The sequence below is a fragment of the Candidatus Aegiribacteria sp. genome (assembly GCA_021108435.1).
GTDB lineage: Bacteria > Fermentibacterota > Fermentibacteria > Fermentibacterales > JCC-6 > Aegiribacteria.
This window is the reverse complement of record JAIOQY010000084.1, coordinates 1-16408: the sequence shown is the minus strand read 5'-3', so window position 1 is coordinate 16408 and position 16408 is coordinate 1. Positions and strand designations below refer to the sequence as shown.

The 16408-nt window shown below is 45.2% G+C and carries 17 protein-coding genes; all 17 read left to right on the top strand.

What is annotated here, in order from left to right:
• The first annotated feature begins 118 nt into the window (after positions 1 to 118).
• The 17 genes from K8R76_05245 (at position 119) to K8R76_05165 (ending at position 16242) form a co-directional block, all read left to right on the top strand.
• The gene (locus tag K8R76_05245; GenBank protein MCD4847578.1) at positions 119 to 868 is read left to right on the top strand and encodes a hypothetical protein; all 750 of its coding nucleotides are present in this window, start codon (positions 119 to 121) and stop codon (positions 866 to 868) included.
• A 13-nt stretch (positions 869 to 881) separates the two neighbouring features.
• Positions 882 to 2141, top strand: coding sequence for a glucose-6-phosphate isomerase (locus tag K8R76_05240; protein MCD4847577.1), 1260 nt, complete (start codon positions 882 to 884; stop codon positions 2139 to 2141).
• Entirely contained in the window at positions 2141 to 3382 is a 1242-nt protein-coding gene (locus tag K8R76_05235) for a hypothetical protein (protein MCD4847576.1), read from the top strand. Before K8R76_05240 ends, K8R76_05235 begins: the two co-directional genes overlap by 1 nt.
• Complete coding sequence (purN, locus tag K8R76_05230; GenBank protein ID MCD4847575.1) at positions 3382 to 4020, top strand: phosphoribosylglycinamide formyltransferase; 639 nt, start codon at positions 3382 to 3384, stop codon at positions 4018 to 4020. The genes K8R76_05235 and purN overlap by 1 nt, the downstream gene beginning before the upstream one ends.
• Positions 4021 to 4063: 43 nt before the next feature.
• Positions 4064 to 4993 (top strand): hypothetical protein, encoded by a 930-nt coding sequence (locus K8R76_05225; protein ID MCD4847574.1) that lies wholly within the window; start codon positions 4064 to 4066, stop codon positions 4991 to 4993.
• Between the two features lie 10 nt (positions 4994 to 5003).
• Positions 5004 to 5810 (top strand): L,D-transpeptidase, encoded by an 807-nt coding sequence (locus K8R76_05220; protein MCD4847573.1) that lies wholly within the window; start codon positions 5004 to 5006, stop codon positions 5808 to 5810.
• A gap of 10 nt (positions 5811 to 5820) precedes the next feature.
• Complete coding sequence (locus tag K8R76_05215) at positions 5821 to 7182, top strand: PQQ-binding-like beta-propeller repeat protein (protein MCD4847572.1); 1362 nt, start codon at positions 5821 to 5823, stop codon at positions 7180 to 7182.
• Positions 7179 to 8051 carry a 50S ribosome-binding GTPase gene (locus K8R76_05210; protein ID MCD4847571.1) on the top strand — a complete coding sequence of 291 codons (873 nt, stop codon included), beginning with the start codon at positions 7179 to 7181 and terminating at the stop codon, positions 8049 to 8051. Before K8R76_05215 ends, K8R76_05210 begins: the two co-directional genes overlap by 4 nt.
• Before the next feature lie 15 nt (positions 8052 to 8066).
• Positions 8067 to 8804: a segregation/condensation protein A gene (locus K8R76_05205; GenBank protein ID MCD4847570.1), complete on the top strand. Its 738-nt coding sequence runs from the start codon at positions 8067 to 8069 to the stop codon at positions 8802 to 8804.
• A complete protein-coding gene (gene scpB / locus K8R76_05200) occupies positions 8794 to 9375 on the top strand; it encodes an SMC-Scp complex subunit ScpB (GenBank protein ID MCD4847569.1) in 582 nt (193 codons plus the stop codon). The genes K8R76_05205 and scpB overlap by 11 nt, the downstream gene beginning before the upstream one ends.
• Positions 9356 to 10078 carry an rRNA pseudouridine synthase gene (locus K8R76_05195; protein MCD4847568.1) on the top strand — a complete coding sequence of 241 codons (723 nt, stop codon included), beginning with the start codon at positions 9356 to 9358 and terminating at the stop codon, positions 10076 to 10078. Before scpB ends, K8R76_05195 begins: the two co-directional genes overlap by 20 nt.
• Positions 10079 to 10158: 80 nt before the next feature.
• Positions 10159 to 10824, top strand: coding sequence for a (d)CMP kinase (cmk, locus tag K8R76_05190; protein ID MCD4847567.1), 666 nt, complete (start codon positions 10159 to 10161; stop codon positions 10822 to 10824).
• Entirely contained in the window at positions 10821 to 11483 is a 663-nt protein-coding gene (locus K8R76_05185) for a 1-acyl-sn-glycerol-3-phosphate acyltransferase (GenBank protein ID MCD4847566.1), read from the top strand. The genes cmk and K8R76_05185 overlap by 4 nt, the downstream gene beginning before the upstream one ends.
• Entirely contained in the window at positions 11480 to 13510 is a 2031-nt protein-coding gene (locus K8R76_05180) for a 30S ribosomal protein S1 (protein ID MCD4847565.1), read from the top strand. Before K8R76_05185 ends, K8R76_05180 begins: the two co-directional genes overlap by 4 nt.
• Positions 13511 to 13610: 100 nt before the next feature.
• On the top strand, positions 13611 to 14861 hold the full coding sequence (locus K8R76_05175) for a MiaB/RimO family radical SAM methylthiotransferase (GenBank protein MCD4847564.1): 1251 nt from the start codon (positions 13611 to 13613) through the stop codon (positions 14859 to 14861).
• 1 nt (position 14862) lies between these two features.
• On the top strand, positions 14863 to 15483 hold the full coding sequence (gene coaE, locus K8R76_05170) for a dephospho-CoA kinase (protein MCD4847563.1): 621 nt from the start codon (positions 14863 to 14865) through the stop codon (positions 15481 to 15483).
• A gap of 18 nt (positions 15484 to 15501) precedes the next feature.
• Positions 15502 to 16242, top strand: a complete 741-nt coding sequence (locus K8R76_05165) for a hypothetical protein (protein ID MCD4847562.1) — start codon at positions 15502 to 15504, stop codon at positions 16240 to 16242.
• The last annotated feature ends 166 nt before the right edge of the window (positions 16243 to 16408 follow it).

The following is a 16408-nucleotide window of genomic DNA, read 5'->3' as shown; positions in this document are numbered from 1 at the left end:
GAAAAGTACTAATCATTCTTCTGATTGTCCAGTGCAGACGATGATATTGATATTATTTCTGATCATGATCGCATGTTGCGGAGGTCAGGAGAAGTCAGCAGAGCAGGCTGATCAAGGTATGAGTGATCCGGTTTTTGCTGAAGCATTTACTGTTACCGGATTTACTGTAAAGATTGCTCCACCTGATACACTGCCCCTTCACTGGTTTGGCGAGGGATCAGCAGTTATCTCAGATATTCTCGTGTCAGCCCGGCAGGAAGTTGCTGAAGGTGACACTCTGCTGTTTCTTCTTGAGGGGCTTCGTGTTGTGGAGCAGGAAAGACTTTCGATGGAGCTTGATGTTGCCCTTGCGCTTTCACACTCCACTCCCATGGATACGATGTTTCTGAATAGAGTCGACAGTCTTTCACTGCTGCTTGATTCCATTTCATCCTTTGAGAACAGTGTATTCCTGTCAGTGCTTGATGGAATATTGATAAATATCAACATCACTGAAGGGCAGAACATCAGGCCAGGTGATGTTCTGGCGGAAATATCCGTTGAGAGCAGTTCTGTATTTCTTGTATACCCTCCGGATAACTGTACTATTGACAGATGGCCGCTGAGCGCAGGGGAGATGAGCTTTGTTGAACAGAATGATTGCCTGGCTGTATATTCGGGGGTACTGTCAGGAAGTGACGACGAATTTTCAATGTATGCGGCAGTTCCAAGAGAAACCGTATTTGAAAATGATCTGGACAGCTATCTTATTACTGCAGATAACGATACAATATCAGTATTGCGGTCTGGAATTATGACAAATGGACTGATTATTATCCAGGTGAGCAAACCTGTTTGCTCAGAACTTGTCACCTGGGCAGAGAGATGAATGGAGATAATTCTTGAATACCGGAGCACCGATGCTTAATTACAGAACGTCTTTTGATTTTAATCCACTCCCTGAAGAAGTTTTAAAGCGTTTTGACAAATGGCTGGAGGACGGAAAACTGGGATTTATGGAACTCCCGGAAGATACTGCGCTTCTTCATGAAACTCTTGACCTTGTGCATGAAATACAAAAATCTTCTGACAGGATGATCGTTTGCGGAATCGGAGGATCATCACTTGGTCTGAGAGCCCTTTTAAGCGCAATGGAGAAATCCCAATCCGTGGTATCAGTAGTCGATTCACCTGATTCACGTATGCTGAAAAAGCTCGTTTCCAGCTGTGACCCGGATTCAACGGCACTTACTGTGATAACCAAATCCGGCGGTACTGCTGAGACTATGGCAATATTCCTTACGTTGTACAGGTGGCTTAGGAAATCCAGGAATGCTGACAGCAGAATTATAGCGATTACAGATCCCGTCAGAGGTGATCTGAGGAGACTTGCACATGACAGAACCTGGAATTCACTGCCGGTGCCGCCTTCCGTCGGCGGCAGATTCAGTGTTCTCAGTCCTGTCGGATTGTTTCCTGCAGCATTTGAAGGAATCGATGTCAAGTCTCTTCTGCATGGAGCGGAGGTTGTCACTGAAGATTTCTTCAAGAATGGGTCAGAAAGCTTAACCGCGAGGATATCGGCAGGATACCTTCATAATTTCAACACCTGTCCTGTACATGTATTCTTCCCCTATGATGATAGACTGTACGATACTGCACAATGGTTTGCTCAGCTCTGGGGTGAAAGTCTAGGCAAGAAGACCGATCTTTCCGGGAATGATTTATTTATAGGCCAGACGCCTCTGACCTGCCGTGGACCTGCTGATCAGCATTCACTGGTGCAGTTATTCGCGGAGGGGCCAAGGGATAAAACAGTGACTGTTCTAACTACTCCGGAAGACAGTGACGCAGCACGGATTCCAGGTGGGTTTAATGACTACCCTTCCATTGCATATCTTGAGGGTCGAACTCCGGATGAGCTTCGACTTGCTGAAGCGGAAGCTACCGGAGCAGCGCTTGAAGAGGTCGGCATTCCCGTAAGCTATCTTTCAATGCAATCTCTTGATGAGTATTCTCTTGGTGAGCTATTAATGTCCCTGGAGATAGCGACTGTACTCACCGGACTGGCGCTGAATATCAATCCTTTTGATCAACCAGGGGTTGAGCGCTGTAAAGTGCTGATATACAAAGCAATGAACCGATCTGGATATAACATCTGATGAGTGTAATTATCCTTGCTTCATTGATTGCTCTGCCTGTGATGCGGCCTGCCCCTGAGGATATCATGGAAACTTCGTCGGTTTATTCATGGACATGCTCAGAGATGCTTGGATGGCCTTCGCGAATGTTGCGGGACGGTACTCCTTTATTAATATGGGGACACGAACCTTTCCCTGGATGGGGGTCTTTTGAATCGGTAACCATTCGAAGCCCTCTGGAAGCAGGTTTGTGGGGTAATGGAAAATGGGAGATAGATTTCGAATCCTCCGCGGTTCCGGATAGTTCATATTCCAGTGGTATTGGTCTTCTTGAAAATACGTCTCAGCAGAACAGGTACACCGCTTATCTCAGGAGACCGCTTCCAGCTGATCTACTTATAGATTTCTCCCTTTCCCGGGAGGATACTCTGAAGAACCAGAGATATACGATTAGCCGGGGCAATATTGTTCTGGGAGGAAGAGGATGGCAGACTACTGAAGACGGCTATACTCTATGGTCTTCCTGGAACCCTGGAAATTGTTTTTCACGATTGTCATTTGTTCATCTTAATGCCGGAGGAAGACAATGGGAACTTCTTGGTTCCTACAGCACTCATTTTGGAGGGGTTCTGTTCCAGACCGGTGCGGCAGGGAGCCTCTCAGACAATGAAATGCAGATGGTTGAAGGGCATATGAGGCTGGAGTTTCCATTTCAGGGAATGACGACCATACTCAGAACGGATATCACAGATTCACAGGATGAGTTTTCTATCGGAGGCACAGCAGGACTGATTGCCCGGTATGGTTTTCTTGATATTCAGGCAGGAGCAGTTCTACCTCCCGGTTCAGATATTTCATTTATCGGAATTGCTGGAGCAGGACCAGTGGAATTGAATCTGAGTATCAACTCAGGTGGTATTGAAGGTGGCTTACAGACAATTTGTACCACAGGATTCGGATATCTTCACAGTGGAGTATCACTGAAAGAAGATACCATTAGATTCGCCGGCACTGTCATGCCATCCGTTAGATGGGGAGCTTCCGGAAGGATTCATGGAGGTGTGACATGGGATCTTCTAAACGCTCATGATCATACCAGCGGAACCATGGATCTTAAGTCGTTGTTTACATTGGGGAAATTTGCATTCATTTTTGCCGTTGAAGATATCCTTGATGATTATCGCAGTTATACCTTCGGGATCACCTGGATATTCAATGACAGCCCGCCGAGAAGAGCCGGGGAAGAGGAGGGTGGAGACTGATGATCCATAGCGGATCGGATAATCGGAATGATATACGGAAGATCGCTGTTCTTGCTTCGGGAAGAGGATCTAATTTTGAAGCTCTATGCAGAGGCGATACAGGACATGGAAGAGTGACTCTTCTCATTTCGGACAACTCTGAAGCACCCGCTCTGAATAGAGCGTCGGACCTTGATGTAGAGGCTCTGTATATGTATCCAGGCAACTACCGCACAAGATTCGGACTGGATGAAGAGAAGCAATGGGCAGACCTCATGCTTGACAGAGGGATAGGACTTGTATGTCTTGCCGGTCTTATGAGAATCCTGAAAGGTCCAGTTCTTGAAACATTTGCAGGAAGAATAATGAATATTCACCCTTCGCTGCTGCCTTCATTTCCAGGTTTGAATTCACAGAGGCAGGCTCTGGATTACGGGGTAAGAGTATCCGGATGCACGGTTCATTATGTCGATTCAGGAACTGATACTGGCCCGGTAATTCTTCAGAGAACGGTTCCGGTGCTGGATGATGATACTGAAGACAGTCTTGCCGCTCGAATACTCAAGCAGGAGCATATCGCTTATTCAGAAGCTGTAAAACTTCACTGCTCGGGAGTTCTCTCACATGATGGAAGACGTATATTAAGGAAAGAGAATTAGACGATCTCAATGAAATTGAAGAGTATACAGAGAGGATAATGAATTGTACTGGCTGATAATTTGGATGATGCTGTTTTCAATATCTGATGATCCATCTCCAACATCCCCCGCACATGGGCTATCCGTGAATGGAAGACATCTTCCTCAAGACAGACTGGCATTCGTCGTCATGCCCGGTGATTCTGTCACGCTTTCATCAGAAGATGAGAATACGGTCTGGTTTGTTTCAGTCGGTGAGCCTGCAAGGGGAGAGGGTAATACCTTTGGCTGGAGAGCTCCGAGAAGCCACGGCATCTACTATATTGATATAAGCTGTGACAGTCTTACTGAGAAGTATACGATTATAATCCCGGTGGAATCATGCAGGTGGAGAACAACAACGCTGAATTCCTATCCTATTGGAAGCTATGGAGACGGCAATTCCAGCAGAAGCAAACCAGCCTGTTTCATAGAGCTGACACCTGGAACATCAGGCGCCAGAATATCCACACATCTTACGATTGGGCAATTTCTCTGTCATGTTGAGGGCAATTACCCTCAGTACATGGCTTTCGATCTAAGATTAGCCGATAAGCTCGAAGCGGTGCTTGCTGCTGTAAAGGAGGTTTATCCACAGGCTTCAGATATACATAACATCAGTGGGTTCAGAACTCCGGCATATAATGCCTCAATTGGTAACGAAACTACAGAGAGTCTTCACCTTTACGGACAGGCTGCTGATGTCTGGATTGAGAGCTGGCCATCTAATAACCTCATGGATGATATTGATCGGAACAAGCGAGTTGATGTATACGACGGGGAGTACCTTGTTGAAATTGTCCGGATTCTCGAGACTGAGGGACATGTTGTCTCCGGCGGAGCTTCGGCGTACAGATGGATTTCCACTCATGGTCCTTTTGTTCATATTGATATCCGTGGCAGCAGAGCATCCTGGCCGACGGCCAGAACTCTGGTATCCGATCCGGTAATCTGAAAGGGACTGGATGAACTCACTGAAAACCGCTCTATTGTCGCTTGCAGGAGTTCTGACAGTCGGATTCGCAGTCAGTCTTATCAACGCAGATCAGCTTTCCAGAAGGCTACAGGCGGTCCAATACGAATTTCATATCACTGATAACGAGCTCCAGCGCGTGAGTTCTGAGCGTGATACGCTGGCCGATGTGAACACTTTCTTTCTGGCAAAGGAGTATTCCCTTGATGAACTCATTCAAAGGGCGGACTCGCTTCACGCCAGACTGCGGGAAAATGAACTGAGGAACAGCTACTACGGGCACTACCTTCTTATTGATACCAGACAGAATAGATTTCATCTGAGATGGAGTTTCGGCAACGGGGAGGAAATTCTGATAAGATCCGGTTACTGCGGAACCGGAAAAGGCTGGACAAACAACGATTCAGGAGCAGTATGGAATTTCAGCACACCAAGAGGCCTCCGATATGTTGTCAAAATCGGGGAGAATCCTTACTGGTACAGGCCGGACTGGTACTGGCAGGAAATGAATCTCACTCCACCTGAGCCTGATGAGTATGTCGTCATACCAGATACATTATCCTGGGATGATCAGATAGTATATTATCGTGATTCTCTCTCAGCAGAGGAGAGGATCTGGGTTCAGAAGGTGCCTGGCGTGCTGGGTGAGTACAAGATCGATCTTGGTGGAGGAATTCTGATTCATTACGGTGTCGGCAGAGGCAGAAATATAAGCCATGGGTGCATAAGAATGGGCAACGCTGATCTTGAGGCTATATTCAGAACACTTCCGGTGGGTGCTCCCGTAATTATTTACTGAAAGGTTTGCTTTGATACTTAAATCGCATATTCAGACTGAAAACGATACGCACATCATTGAGAATCGCGGAAACAAACAGAATATGATTATCGGTATCACTCTGATTTTCACTCTTATCATTCTTTTTCTGTTTTCAACCGTTTTCTATTCAGGAGGTAACGGAAAACACGATGAAGAACTGCAGGTATTTCCCGGTGATTCAGCACAGATTGACAGTCTGGCTCCTCCTGATGCTATGAGCGATGTAATAGAGCTTCCTGAAATATGGCTGCAGGCAAGAGGATGTTCTTATGGCAATGCAGCATGGGGACCGGATATCATCGCACCATTTGATACACTCTGGCGGTTGCGGTCAAACGGGGGTAGAGAATTCTTCTCCTCTCCGGCTATACTCGAAAACGTATTGTATTTCGGATGCAATGATGGACTTCTAAGAGCGGTAAATGCTCTGAATGGGTCTATACTCTGGTCTTTCAGCACAGTATGCGGAATTTGCGGTGAACCTGCGGTTGATTCCGCCCTGGTGTATTTTGGCGGTCAGGATGGAATTATCTATGCTCTGGACAGGACGTCAGGCAGTAAACGCTGGTCAACAGGGCTCGGTTATCATGTCTTCTGCAGTGTTGGCATACTTGCCGATTCCCTGATACTATCCGGAAACTCAATGGGTAAGATATGTGCTTTGTACGCGGATGACGGGGAACTTGTCTGGGAAAGTGAAATTGGCGGAATAGTCCTTGGTCCGGCAATTATAGATTCCCTGGCGGTGTTTTCAACTGAGAGCGGGAAGATCGCAGTGTTTGACACTGAAGGCAATAGACTGTGGATTAGAGAATACGGCAGGCAGGCATCTTCTCCATCTGCTGACAGTACCGGTATATATGCAGGTTTCTCTGATGGTCTAGTCAGGAAGCTGACAGTAACGGGGGGAGAGTTGCTCTGGGAGACTGATATAGTGGATAGTCCCACGAGATGTGTTCTTGCGCGTCCGGTTATTACGAGGAATAATATCGTTCTTATCGGAACAAACGATGGCAGACTGGTAGCACTGAATTCATCAACCGGGAATATGCTTTGGGAGCAGGAATTCGAGAATTGGCTGCAGTTGCCGCCTGTTGCCGGAGATAATTGTATATACGTTTCCTGTGACGATCAGCGGTTACACTTGATTGACCTGAACACAGGAGTGAAACTTGATTCTCTGGAAATGAATGGTTATTCCGGTACAGCTCCTCTGCTTGCGAATTCAATTCTATATTATGGCAATTCATCAGGCGAATTTTTCGCCATTACCGGAACTGTGGAGATAGAAGAAGAGATAGAGGAAGTATCCACTGAGATAATTCCGGAAACAGAGGTAACAGGTCAGTGAAATCCGATTCTGAAATCAAAGCAGGATATGTTGCGATAGCCGGTCTGACGAATTCCGGTAAATCGACTCTGATCAACACGCTTACCGAAAGAAAAATATCGCCTTCCCACGTGCACAAAGGAACAACCAGAGTCCCGATCTCCAGCATATATATGAATGATGACTCACAGATCTGTTTTATTGATACGCCACCGATTGAAGTATTTGATGATGCGGTGTTTTTCAGTGGGATGGATGTCATATGCCTGACAATCAATTCTACAGATCTGTCCTCTCAGCTCAAATCAAACAGAGTAAGGGAGTTTATTGACGAGATAGCCCCTATTCCGCTAATTATCGCTCCAACATTTATTGACTGTTTCCCAAGATATCTGCATAGTGCTTTTATCAATCAGATTGCCATGTTCGGCAGTTTTCAGGAAATTGTACCTGTATGTTCTCCTTGCCTGGAAAGCGCATACAGACTGCGAAAAGTTATTGCAGGCTACATTCCCGACCGCGGCAGATTGTTTCCCGAAGGTTGTACATCTCTCCATTCGGAGAGATTCCTTGTCAGCGAGCAGATCAGGATAAGCCTTTTCAGTGTTCTTCCTTCTGATGTAGCTAATACTACAGCAGTGCAGATTGAAGAGTTTTCTATTCGTGATGAAAAAAGATATGTCAGAGCTAATCTGCATGTTGCGAAACATTCAAATAAAGGCGTGGTTATCGGCAGAAAAGGAGCGATGCTTCAGAACATAGCCGATATAGCGGCAGAGGGAGCTTCAAAGATTCTTGAAAGACCGATGTATCTTGATCTCTGGGTTAAAGTCAGAGAATCCTGGCCCGGCAACCAGAGTGATCTGGTTGAATTCGGATATGTCTGCTGAAGTGCAGAATATTCTATGCTGAGTAACAGTTGCCGTATACAGCTCGAATCATTTGAAGGACCGCTTGACCTTCTTCTCTATCTTATTCGAAGAGACGAAATAGATATCTACGATATCCCAATGGCTCACGTAGCGGATCAGTATCTTGAATATATCAGAGAAGCTCACGAACTGAATCTCGACATTGCAAGTGAATATCTGGTTATGGCCGCTACTCTAACCAGGATGAAAAGCAAATCTCTTCTGCCGATTCACAGAATCGACGGGGAGGAGGAAGAAGATCCTGGAGCAGAGCTCAGGCGTCAACTTATTCTCTACAGAACGTTTCGTGAAATCGCAAAAGAACTCCAGAGAACCGAAGAGACCTGGACTGATATCTACACATCCCCCGGAGAGCGTGACAGATGGTCAATGGATAATACCTCTATAGAACCGGGGCAGACATCTTTACTTGATCTTCTGAGAGCTCTGGATAACCTTTCACAGGACGAGACTGAACTTCCGGCCCAGAGAATCCAGCGGAAACTTCTGACTATCTCGGAGTGCATACTGACTCTTGATAAGGTATTCCATACCGGTGATCTGATTTCTTTCAGATCAGTCGTAGGCCGTCAGCCATCCAGAACGAAAATAATATCCTATTTTATTGCAATCCTTGAGCTTATAAGAAGGGGGTGGATTTCCTTTCATCAGGCCTATCCATTCTCTGAAATAGAGCTTAAACGTACTGAAAGGTGGACTGTTGATTCTTGATAGACTGGCCAGGGAAGTTGAAGCTCTCATCTTTGCTTCAGATGCCCCATTGAGTATTGAGCAACTGTGTGAATATACCGGAAGTGGTGAGGATTCAGTTCATCAGGCGCTGGACAGGCTCAACAAAGCATTTCTCGATCAGCAGCACGCACTGATGATAATCGAAGTTGCAGGTGGATACAGGCTTGCTACTGACAAGGATTTCGGTTCGATAGTATCTCAGCTCTTCGAAGGCCGGAAACCGGGAAAACTGTCCAGAGCAGCACTTGAAACGCTTGCTGTTATCGCATACAGTCAGCCGTGCACGAGAATGGCGATAGAATCCATAAGAGGAGTCAACTGTGACAGTGCCATAAGAACACTCCTGGAAAGAGATATGATCAGGATCTCAGGCAGGATGGAGACTCCGGGCAGACCGCTTCTGTATTCAACAACCAGGGTGTTTCTTGAATATTTCGGCCTGACTGATCTTGACCATCTGCCAAGATCTTCCGAAATCTCTGAGTTGCTGTCTTTGAGTTCCTCTGAAATGGAAGAAAAGGATTTATTTGGTGCAGCAGAAGAGGAATAGCTTCAGACTTAACAGATATCTTGCGCGAGCCGGTATTGCAGCTAGGCGGAAATGTGATGAACTGATTCAGAATGGTTTTGTATCAGTCAATGATAAGATCACCACCATTCCTGGATTCAGGGTTACATCTGATGATAAAGTTATGTGTCAGGGAAGAAGAGTAGAGCCGCTGGCGTTGGTGACTGCCGTTCTTAATAAACCCTGTGGTTATGAGACTACTTTATCTCCCGATTCTGAGAGATCTGTTTTACAGCTTATCAAAGGACTGCCGCCGGGAACTGTTCCCGTTGGACGACTGGATATCAACACCGGAGGTTTGCTGCTCCTTAGTAATGATGGTGAGCTTATTCACAGACTTACCCACCCATCATGGCAAGTAGAGCGTGAGTACATATTATTACTGAAAGCTCCTCCTGCGCCTGACACTATTAAAAAACTCAGAAAAGGCACATACCTTGGTCGAGGCGAATTTTCAAATCCTGTGTCGGTGAAAATCACTGGAAAGAAGAATATTAGTATTGTGCTGCATACCGGAAGAAATAAAGAAGTCAGACGCCTTGCAGAGAAATTCCGGCTTGAGCTTTCAAGGCTGGAGAGAATTCGATACGGTCCCGTAACTCTGAACGGACTGGAACGGGGTTCATGGCGGATACTGCGTGCCGAAGAACTCAAAAAGCTTAAAGCAGCCGTTGATCTTAATTAACTGTTTTACCAGCTCTCTTGACGTATCGTATAAATATTCTGATATTTGCAGCCATCTTGAACGAAAGGGTGTGACTTTGCCTGACTAGTGTAATTGCAATAGACGGACCGGCCGCTTCCGGGAAGAGTACTACCGCTCGCCTGGTGGCTGATGTGCTTGGTTATTCATATCTTGATACCGGAGCCATGTACCGCGCTTCGGCTCTTTTATCCATACGTAATTCAATACCGCTTGATGATTCTCTTCTACTTGCTGAAAACATCCGTAATCATTCCATTGATATTCGCAGCGGAGCCGTGTTTATTGATGACGAGGATGTTTCATCCTTAATAAGAACTCCAGAGATAAGCGACGCAGCAAGCATAGTATCCTCCAAATCTGCCGTACGCAGAGAAATGGTAATCCTTCAGCAGAAATTCGGCAAAGCTCACAATACTGTAGCTGAAGGAAGGGATATGGGAACTGTGGTGTTTCCGGATGCTGATTTAAAGATATATGTCATTGCTGATGTTGCCATCCGTGTTTTAAGGAGATGGAGAGAGTTGCGCATGCTGGGGAATGAAGCAAATTATGGAAAGCTGCTAAGCTCTCAGCTTAAAAGAGATTACAGAGACAGAAGCCGATTGGACAGTCCACTCAGAATTGCACCTGGAGCCTATTTACTCGATTCAACTCTGATGACTGTTACCCAGCAGGTTTCCACAGTATTGAAACTTTTCAGAGAGCGAATGAGTGTGATACAATGAGAGAATCCGTCCGCATCCGCATCCAGTACTATGGAGGTTTAATTTCACGATTACTTTTTGGATTCGCTGTAAATGGAACTGAGAGAGTACCCCGGAAAGGTGGAGTTATTATTGCCTGTAATCATATCTCCGAAATGGATCCGCCTGTTCTAGGTTTTGCGATTCCAAGACCGATAGCTTTCATGGCAAAAAATGAGCTGTTCAGGAACAGATTCGGTGATTTCATCTTCAAGAAGCTCAATACTATTCCTGTCAACAGGTCAGGAGTGGATACAAACGCTATCAGATCGACTGTAGATCAGTTAAGGAATGGGATAGCAGTTGTTATTTTTCCGGAGGGAACAAGAAGCAGAGATGGCAGGCTTCTTCCAGGGAAAGCCGGTATCAGCCTCATAGCATCAGCTTCCAGGGCTCCGATACTGCCAGCGTTCATCTGGGGAACTGATCATCCTGGAAAGGCAATGACAAGAACAGGAAGTCCATTCAGCATACATTTCGGGAAGTTGATTTCCAGCAGGAGGATAATGGCTATCAGGAAGAAATATGGAGCGAAAGCTGTAGCGGAGAAAGTGATGTCCGCTATAGCTGAAACAGGTATTAATGCAGGTTTATACGCGAGCGATTTAATTAGCATGGATCAAATGAAAGGAACAAAGTGACAGGTAAAGAAGAACTCATCGTAGGTCTCACTTCTGAGGAGATAGAGGCCATAGAGGGTCAGGACTACTCCCTGATTGAGCGCGAGGAGATGGAAAAAAAGTACGAGGAAAACATAGGCTCTCGGCAAATAAAGCCAGGAGCTATTGTTAGCGGAAAACTGCTCAGAAAAGTAGGAAAAGAAGTAATTGTAGATATCAACTACAAAAGTGAAGGCATCATTCCGATAAGTGAATTCGGGAAGAACGAGGAGATCATCCCGGGTGAATCCGTGGATGTTCTTATAGAATCACTTGAAGATCAGGATGGAAGGGTTTCCGTTTCCAAGGAAAAGGCGCACTTCCACATGGTATGGAAGGATATCAAGGAAGCGTACGATACAGGATCCGAGATCATGGGAACAGTTGTCCGCAGGATCAAAGGCGGTCTTAAGGTGCGAATCATGGGTGTTGAAGCTTTCCTGCCAGGATCACAGGTTGCTCTCAGGCAGGTTCCTAATCTTGAGAACTTCATGGGCAATGAATACAGTTTCCGGGTAATCAAACTCAACAAGCGTCGTCGAAATATTGTTGTAAGCAGGAGACAGGTTCTCGAAGAAGCAAGAGCCGAACAGAAAGACACTCTCATCAAGGAACTTGAAGAGGATCAGGTTCGCGTTGGAATCGTCAAGAATATCACGGATTTCGGAGCATTTGTTGATCTTGGAGGAATAGACGGGCTTCTTCATATCACGGATATGAGCTGGGGACGCATTCGTCACCCTTCACATCTTCTGGCAATTGGAGATGAGATCGAAGTCAAAATACTGAAATTCGATCAGGAACGGGAAAGGATCTCTTTAGGACTCAAACAGCTGCAGCCGTTCCCATGGGAGGGAGTCCAGGAGAGATTCCCTATTAACTCAATAATTATGGGTAAAGTAGCCAGTATTACCGATTACGGAGCATTTGTTGAATTGGAGCCCGGCGTTGAAGGGCTTGTACACATCTCCGAAATGTCCTGGACGAAACATATCCGACATCCATCCAGAGTACTTACGGTTGGAGACGATATAGAAGTAATGATTCTCAGCGTAGATGAAGAGGAGAAAAAGATATCTCTCGGACTCAAGCAGACTCTTGATAATCCATGGGATACAATAGATGAACGTTATCCTGTAGGTACAGAAATTGAGGGGAAAATCCGCAATCTGACATCATTCGGTGCTTTTGTCGAAATTGAAGATGGAATTGATGGTCTTGTTCATATAAGTGATATGAGCTGGACAAGAAGAATCAATCATCCTTCCGACATTCTCTCAAAGAGTGATGTTCTTAAAGTGGTTGTGCTGAACATCGACACCGAAAACAATCGCATATCACTTGGTTTGAAACAGACTCAGGAGAATCCGTGGAACTCGATGGAGGAGCGTTATCCCGTAGGCAAGGACGCAAAGGGCGAGGTTGTGCAGCTTCTGGATAGAGGTGTTGTTGTACGGCTTGATGATTACATTGAAGGATTCGTGCCGCAGAGTCAGCTTGGATGGGAAAATCTCGAAGACCCTTCAGATGTCATACGTATTGGTGACGAGCTTCCTCTCAGAATTATTGAACTTGAACCAACCAGCAGAAGAATCGTTCTCAGCGTTCGCAGTTATTTCAATGGAAGACCAATGGAGGAACTGAGCGCTTTCAGAGAGAAGCTTGAAGGCAGGGAAAAACTGGTGGTTAGTACTGACGAATCAGAATCTTTACAGGTTGAATCTGAAGAATCTGCGGATGAGGATACGGAAGGAACTGTGGAGGAAGCTGAAGTTGTTACTGAAACCGATGAAGCTCCTGGGAGTTCAAAAGATACTTCAAAGGCAGCAGAAGACACTGTTGAGGAAGCTGAAGAAGAGGCTGAGGAAATAGTCAAAGAAACAGTGGAGGAAGTTGAAGAGGAAGCCGCTGAAAAAAAAGCGGAAATAATCGAAGAAGAATCTACTGAAGACTCTGAAAAAGGTGAAGACGATAGCCCCGAAGGCGATGATGAAGTCGAGAAGGGCTGAGTTTCCTTCCTGACAGAAGAGAGCGGGAGGGAGGACAACTTCCTCCCGTAAAACAATGAAAAGAAAACAGAGAATTTACGGTCATACGCTTGGATGTCGCTTGAATGCGTATGAAACTGAAGCGCTCCTTGAGGAGTTCAGGCTCAGTTGTGGAATTGAGAGAGCTGACTGTCCGGAGAATGCTTCACTGATACTTGTTAATTCCTGTGCTGTTACAGGAAGAAGTACTGCTCGTTCACGAAAGGCTGTCAGGTATTTTCGGAAAAGAACAGACGCCGTTGTGATAGTTACAGGATGTGTAGCCCAGGTTGCACCGGATGAATTCAGTGATCAGAACGCTATTATCGTGCCAAACACCGACAAGAGTCATCTCGTTGAGACAATTGCTGCTATACTTGATATTGAATATTCTGCCGATAACAGCGAGCAGGATATCCCTTCCGGTGCTCTGTTTCCAGTCCATGCTCCTGAGGTAATCTCTCGAACAAGAGCTTTTCTGAAGGTTCAGGACGGCTGTGATAACCATTGTTCCTACTGCATAGTACCTGCTGCGCGTGGGCGGTCCAGAAGCCAGCCGAGAGAGCTGGTGCTGTCACAGGCCCGGAAACTCGCTTCTGCCGGATTTAAAGAGATCCTTCTGACAGGAGTGGATCTTGTCAGGTACGGTAATGATATGTACGGAGATGATTATGGCCTTGTACAGCTGGTTCGTGATCTTCTTTCAATCGGAGGGTTCCGTGTTCGACTGAGTTCAATGGAACCAATTGGATTATCAAGTAACATGCTTGAGGGTATTGCCTTGCCTGGTGTCTGCAGGCATATGCATATACCCATTCAGAGCGGGTCAGATAGAATTTTAAGTCGAATGAAAAGAAAGTATTCAAAACAGGTTATTATAGAACTTCTCGATAAATGCATGGAACTGTTTCCCGGGCTTGCTCTCGGAGCGGATATCATTGTCGGATTTCCAGGAGAGACTTCAAAGGATTTTCAAGATACTGTTGACCTCATATCGCATCCTGCGGTATCCTATCTTCATGTATTTCCATTTTCCGCCAGACCCGGAACTCCCGCTGCTTCGTATACAGAGGATATGATACATACTGAGACAATTACAGAAAGAGCTGTTTACCTCCGATCACATTCTGACGAAATCAAACGCAAGTTCAGAAATGATCAGATGGGAAAAAGCGCTTTTGCTCTGGTAGAATCCAGGTTTGATAAAATTTCAGGAAGACTTATAGGCATGACTGATAACTATATACCGGTTCTGACTCCTGACGGCAGCAGGGAGGGGGAGCTGGTTTTGATGACAATAAAGGATAATAATATCTGCTGGAATACAAGATAAAATGATAGATAGTAATAGTGGATTCCTGATAGGTATAACCGGTAACAGCGGCTGCGGTCAGACTACAGCTGCAGAGTATATAAGTGAAGAGTGCTCAGGCATATGCTCGCTTGATCTGGTTGGTCACAGACTGCTTGACCGTCGATATGTTATTTCCGAACTGGCTGATTCTTTTTCTAGAACTGAATTCAATCATATGGATGGAGAGAGTATACGAATTGAGCTGAGAAAGATGGTACTCAATGACACGAAGGCATATGCGATACTGAATTCAGTTCTTCATCCAAGAATGATCAGGTGGGCTGTAAACTCCGCTCGAATTCTCAGAAAACTGAAAGGAATATGGGTTCTTGAGGGTGCGCTCATCTGTGAGCTTGAAATTCATAAAATGCTTGATTATCTGATTGTAATACATGATTCAGAATACAGATCTGTAAGTCGTGTTGCAGCAAGGGATAACATATCATTAAAAGATGCGGCAAAACGGTGGGAAGTTCAATTACCAATTGAGAACAAGTCAATCATGGCTGATGAGGTTGTAAATAATTCGGGAGAACTGGATAACATGAAGCAACAGATTCTTACTATATTCCAGTGTATTAAGAAAAACATGCTGAACTGATCTGAAAGAGAGTTAATAATGGCGCATAGAACAAGAAAAAGATTAACAAAAACAGAACTTAAGAAAGATCCCATTAATGATGGTATCATGAAGAGCATTTCATATCTTCAGGAACACCTGAAGCAATTCATTATCGGCGCAGTAATCCTTGTAGTGTTTGTACTTGTTGTTCAGTCAGTTTCACAAAATGCTGATAGACAGGCAGATGAAGCCTCCGCGCAGTATTATCTTGCAGGACAGCTTTATGATATGGGAATGAACAGTTTCCGTTATGGTCAGTATGAAATGGCAATAGGACAATTTCAAACCGCGCGACAGGTTGCCTCTAACAATTTCAGAGCATACCCGGGAAGAATTTCTGGAAAGAGATCAGCTATTCTTGCAGCCAAAATAGGCATAATGCTCAGTATGGAAAGTGAGGTCATTCCGGCATTGCAATCATTCATTGCTTCTGATCCCGGCGGTGATATAGAAAATTCCGCACGTTTACACCTGGCAATCGCTCTTGAAAACAGGGGTGGAGAGAACGACCTTATAAATGCTCAGGAACTTTACATTGAAATTCTCGAGAATACTGCTGAACGTTCACAGCTTGCCTGGGAATCCAATTACGGACTTTCCAGGATTTTCATGAGATACAACGATTATGAGACTTCAAGGCAATATCTGCATTCAGCATTTGAAATCTCGAAGGATACAACGGATTTCATGTTCTACCAGCTTGCACGACTGGATATGGTTCAAGACATCAGAAACTAATAGATAGTTAATCAAACATCGCGGGGACACGCATATAAAATTGTATGTCCCCGTATTTTTACATTCCTAAGAAACCTGTGCTGGGGTAATTTGAGTAATTGTTTGTTTGCTGTCATAAATAGCTTGTTCTGTGCTGATCTGTCCAGAAGGGGATAAAGGATATTGA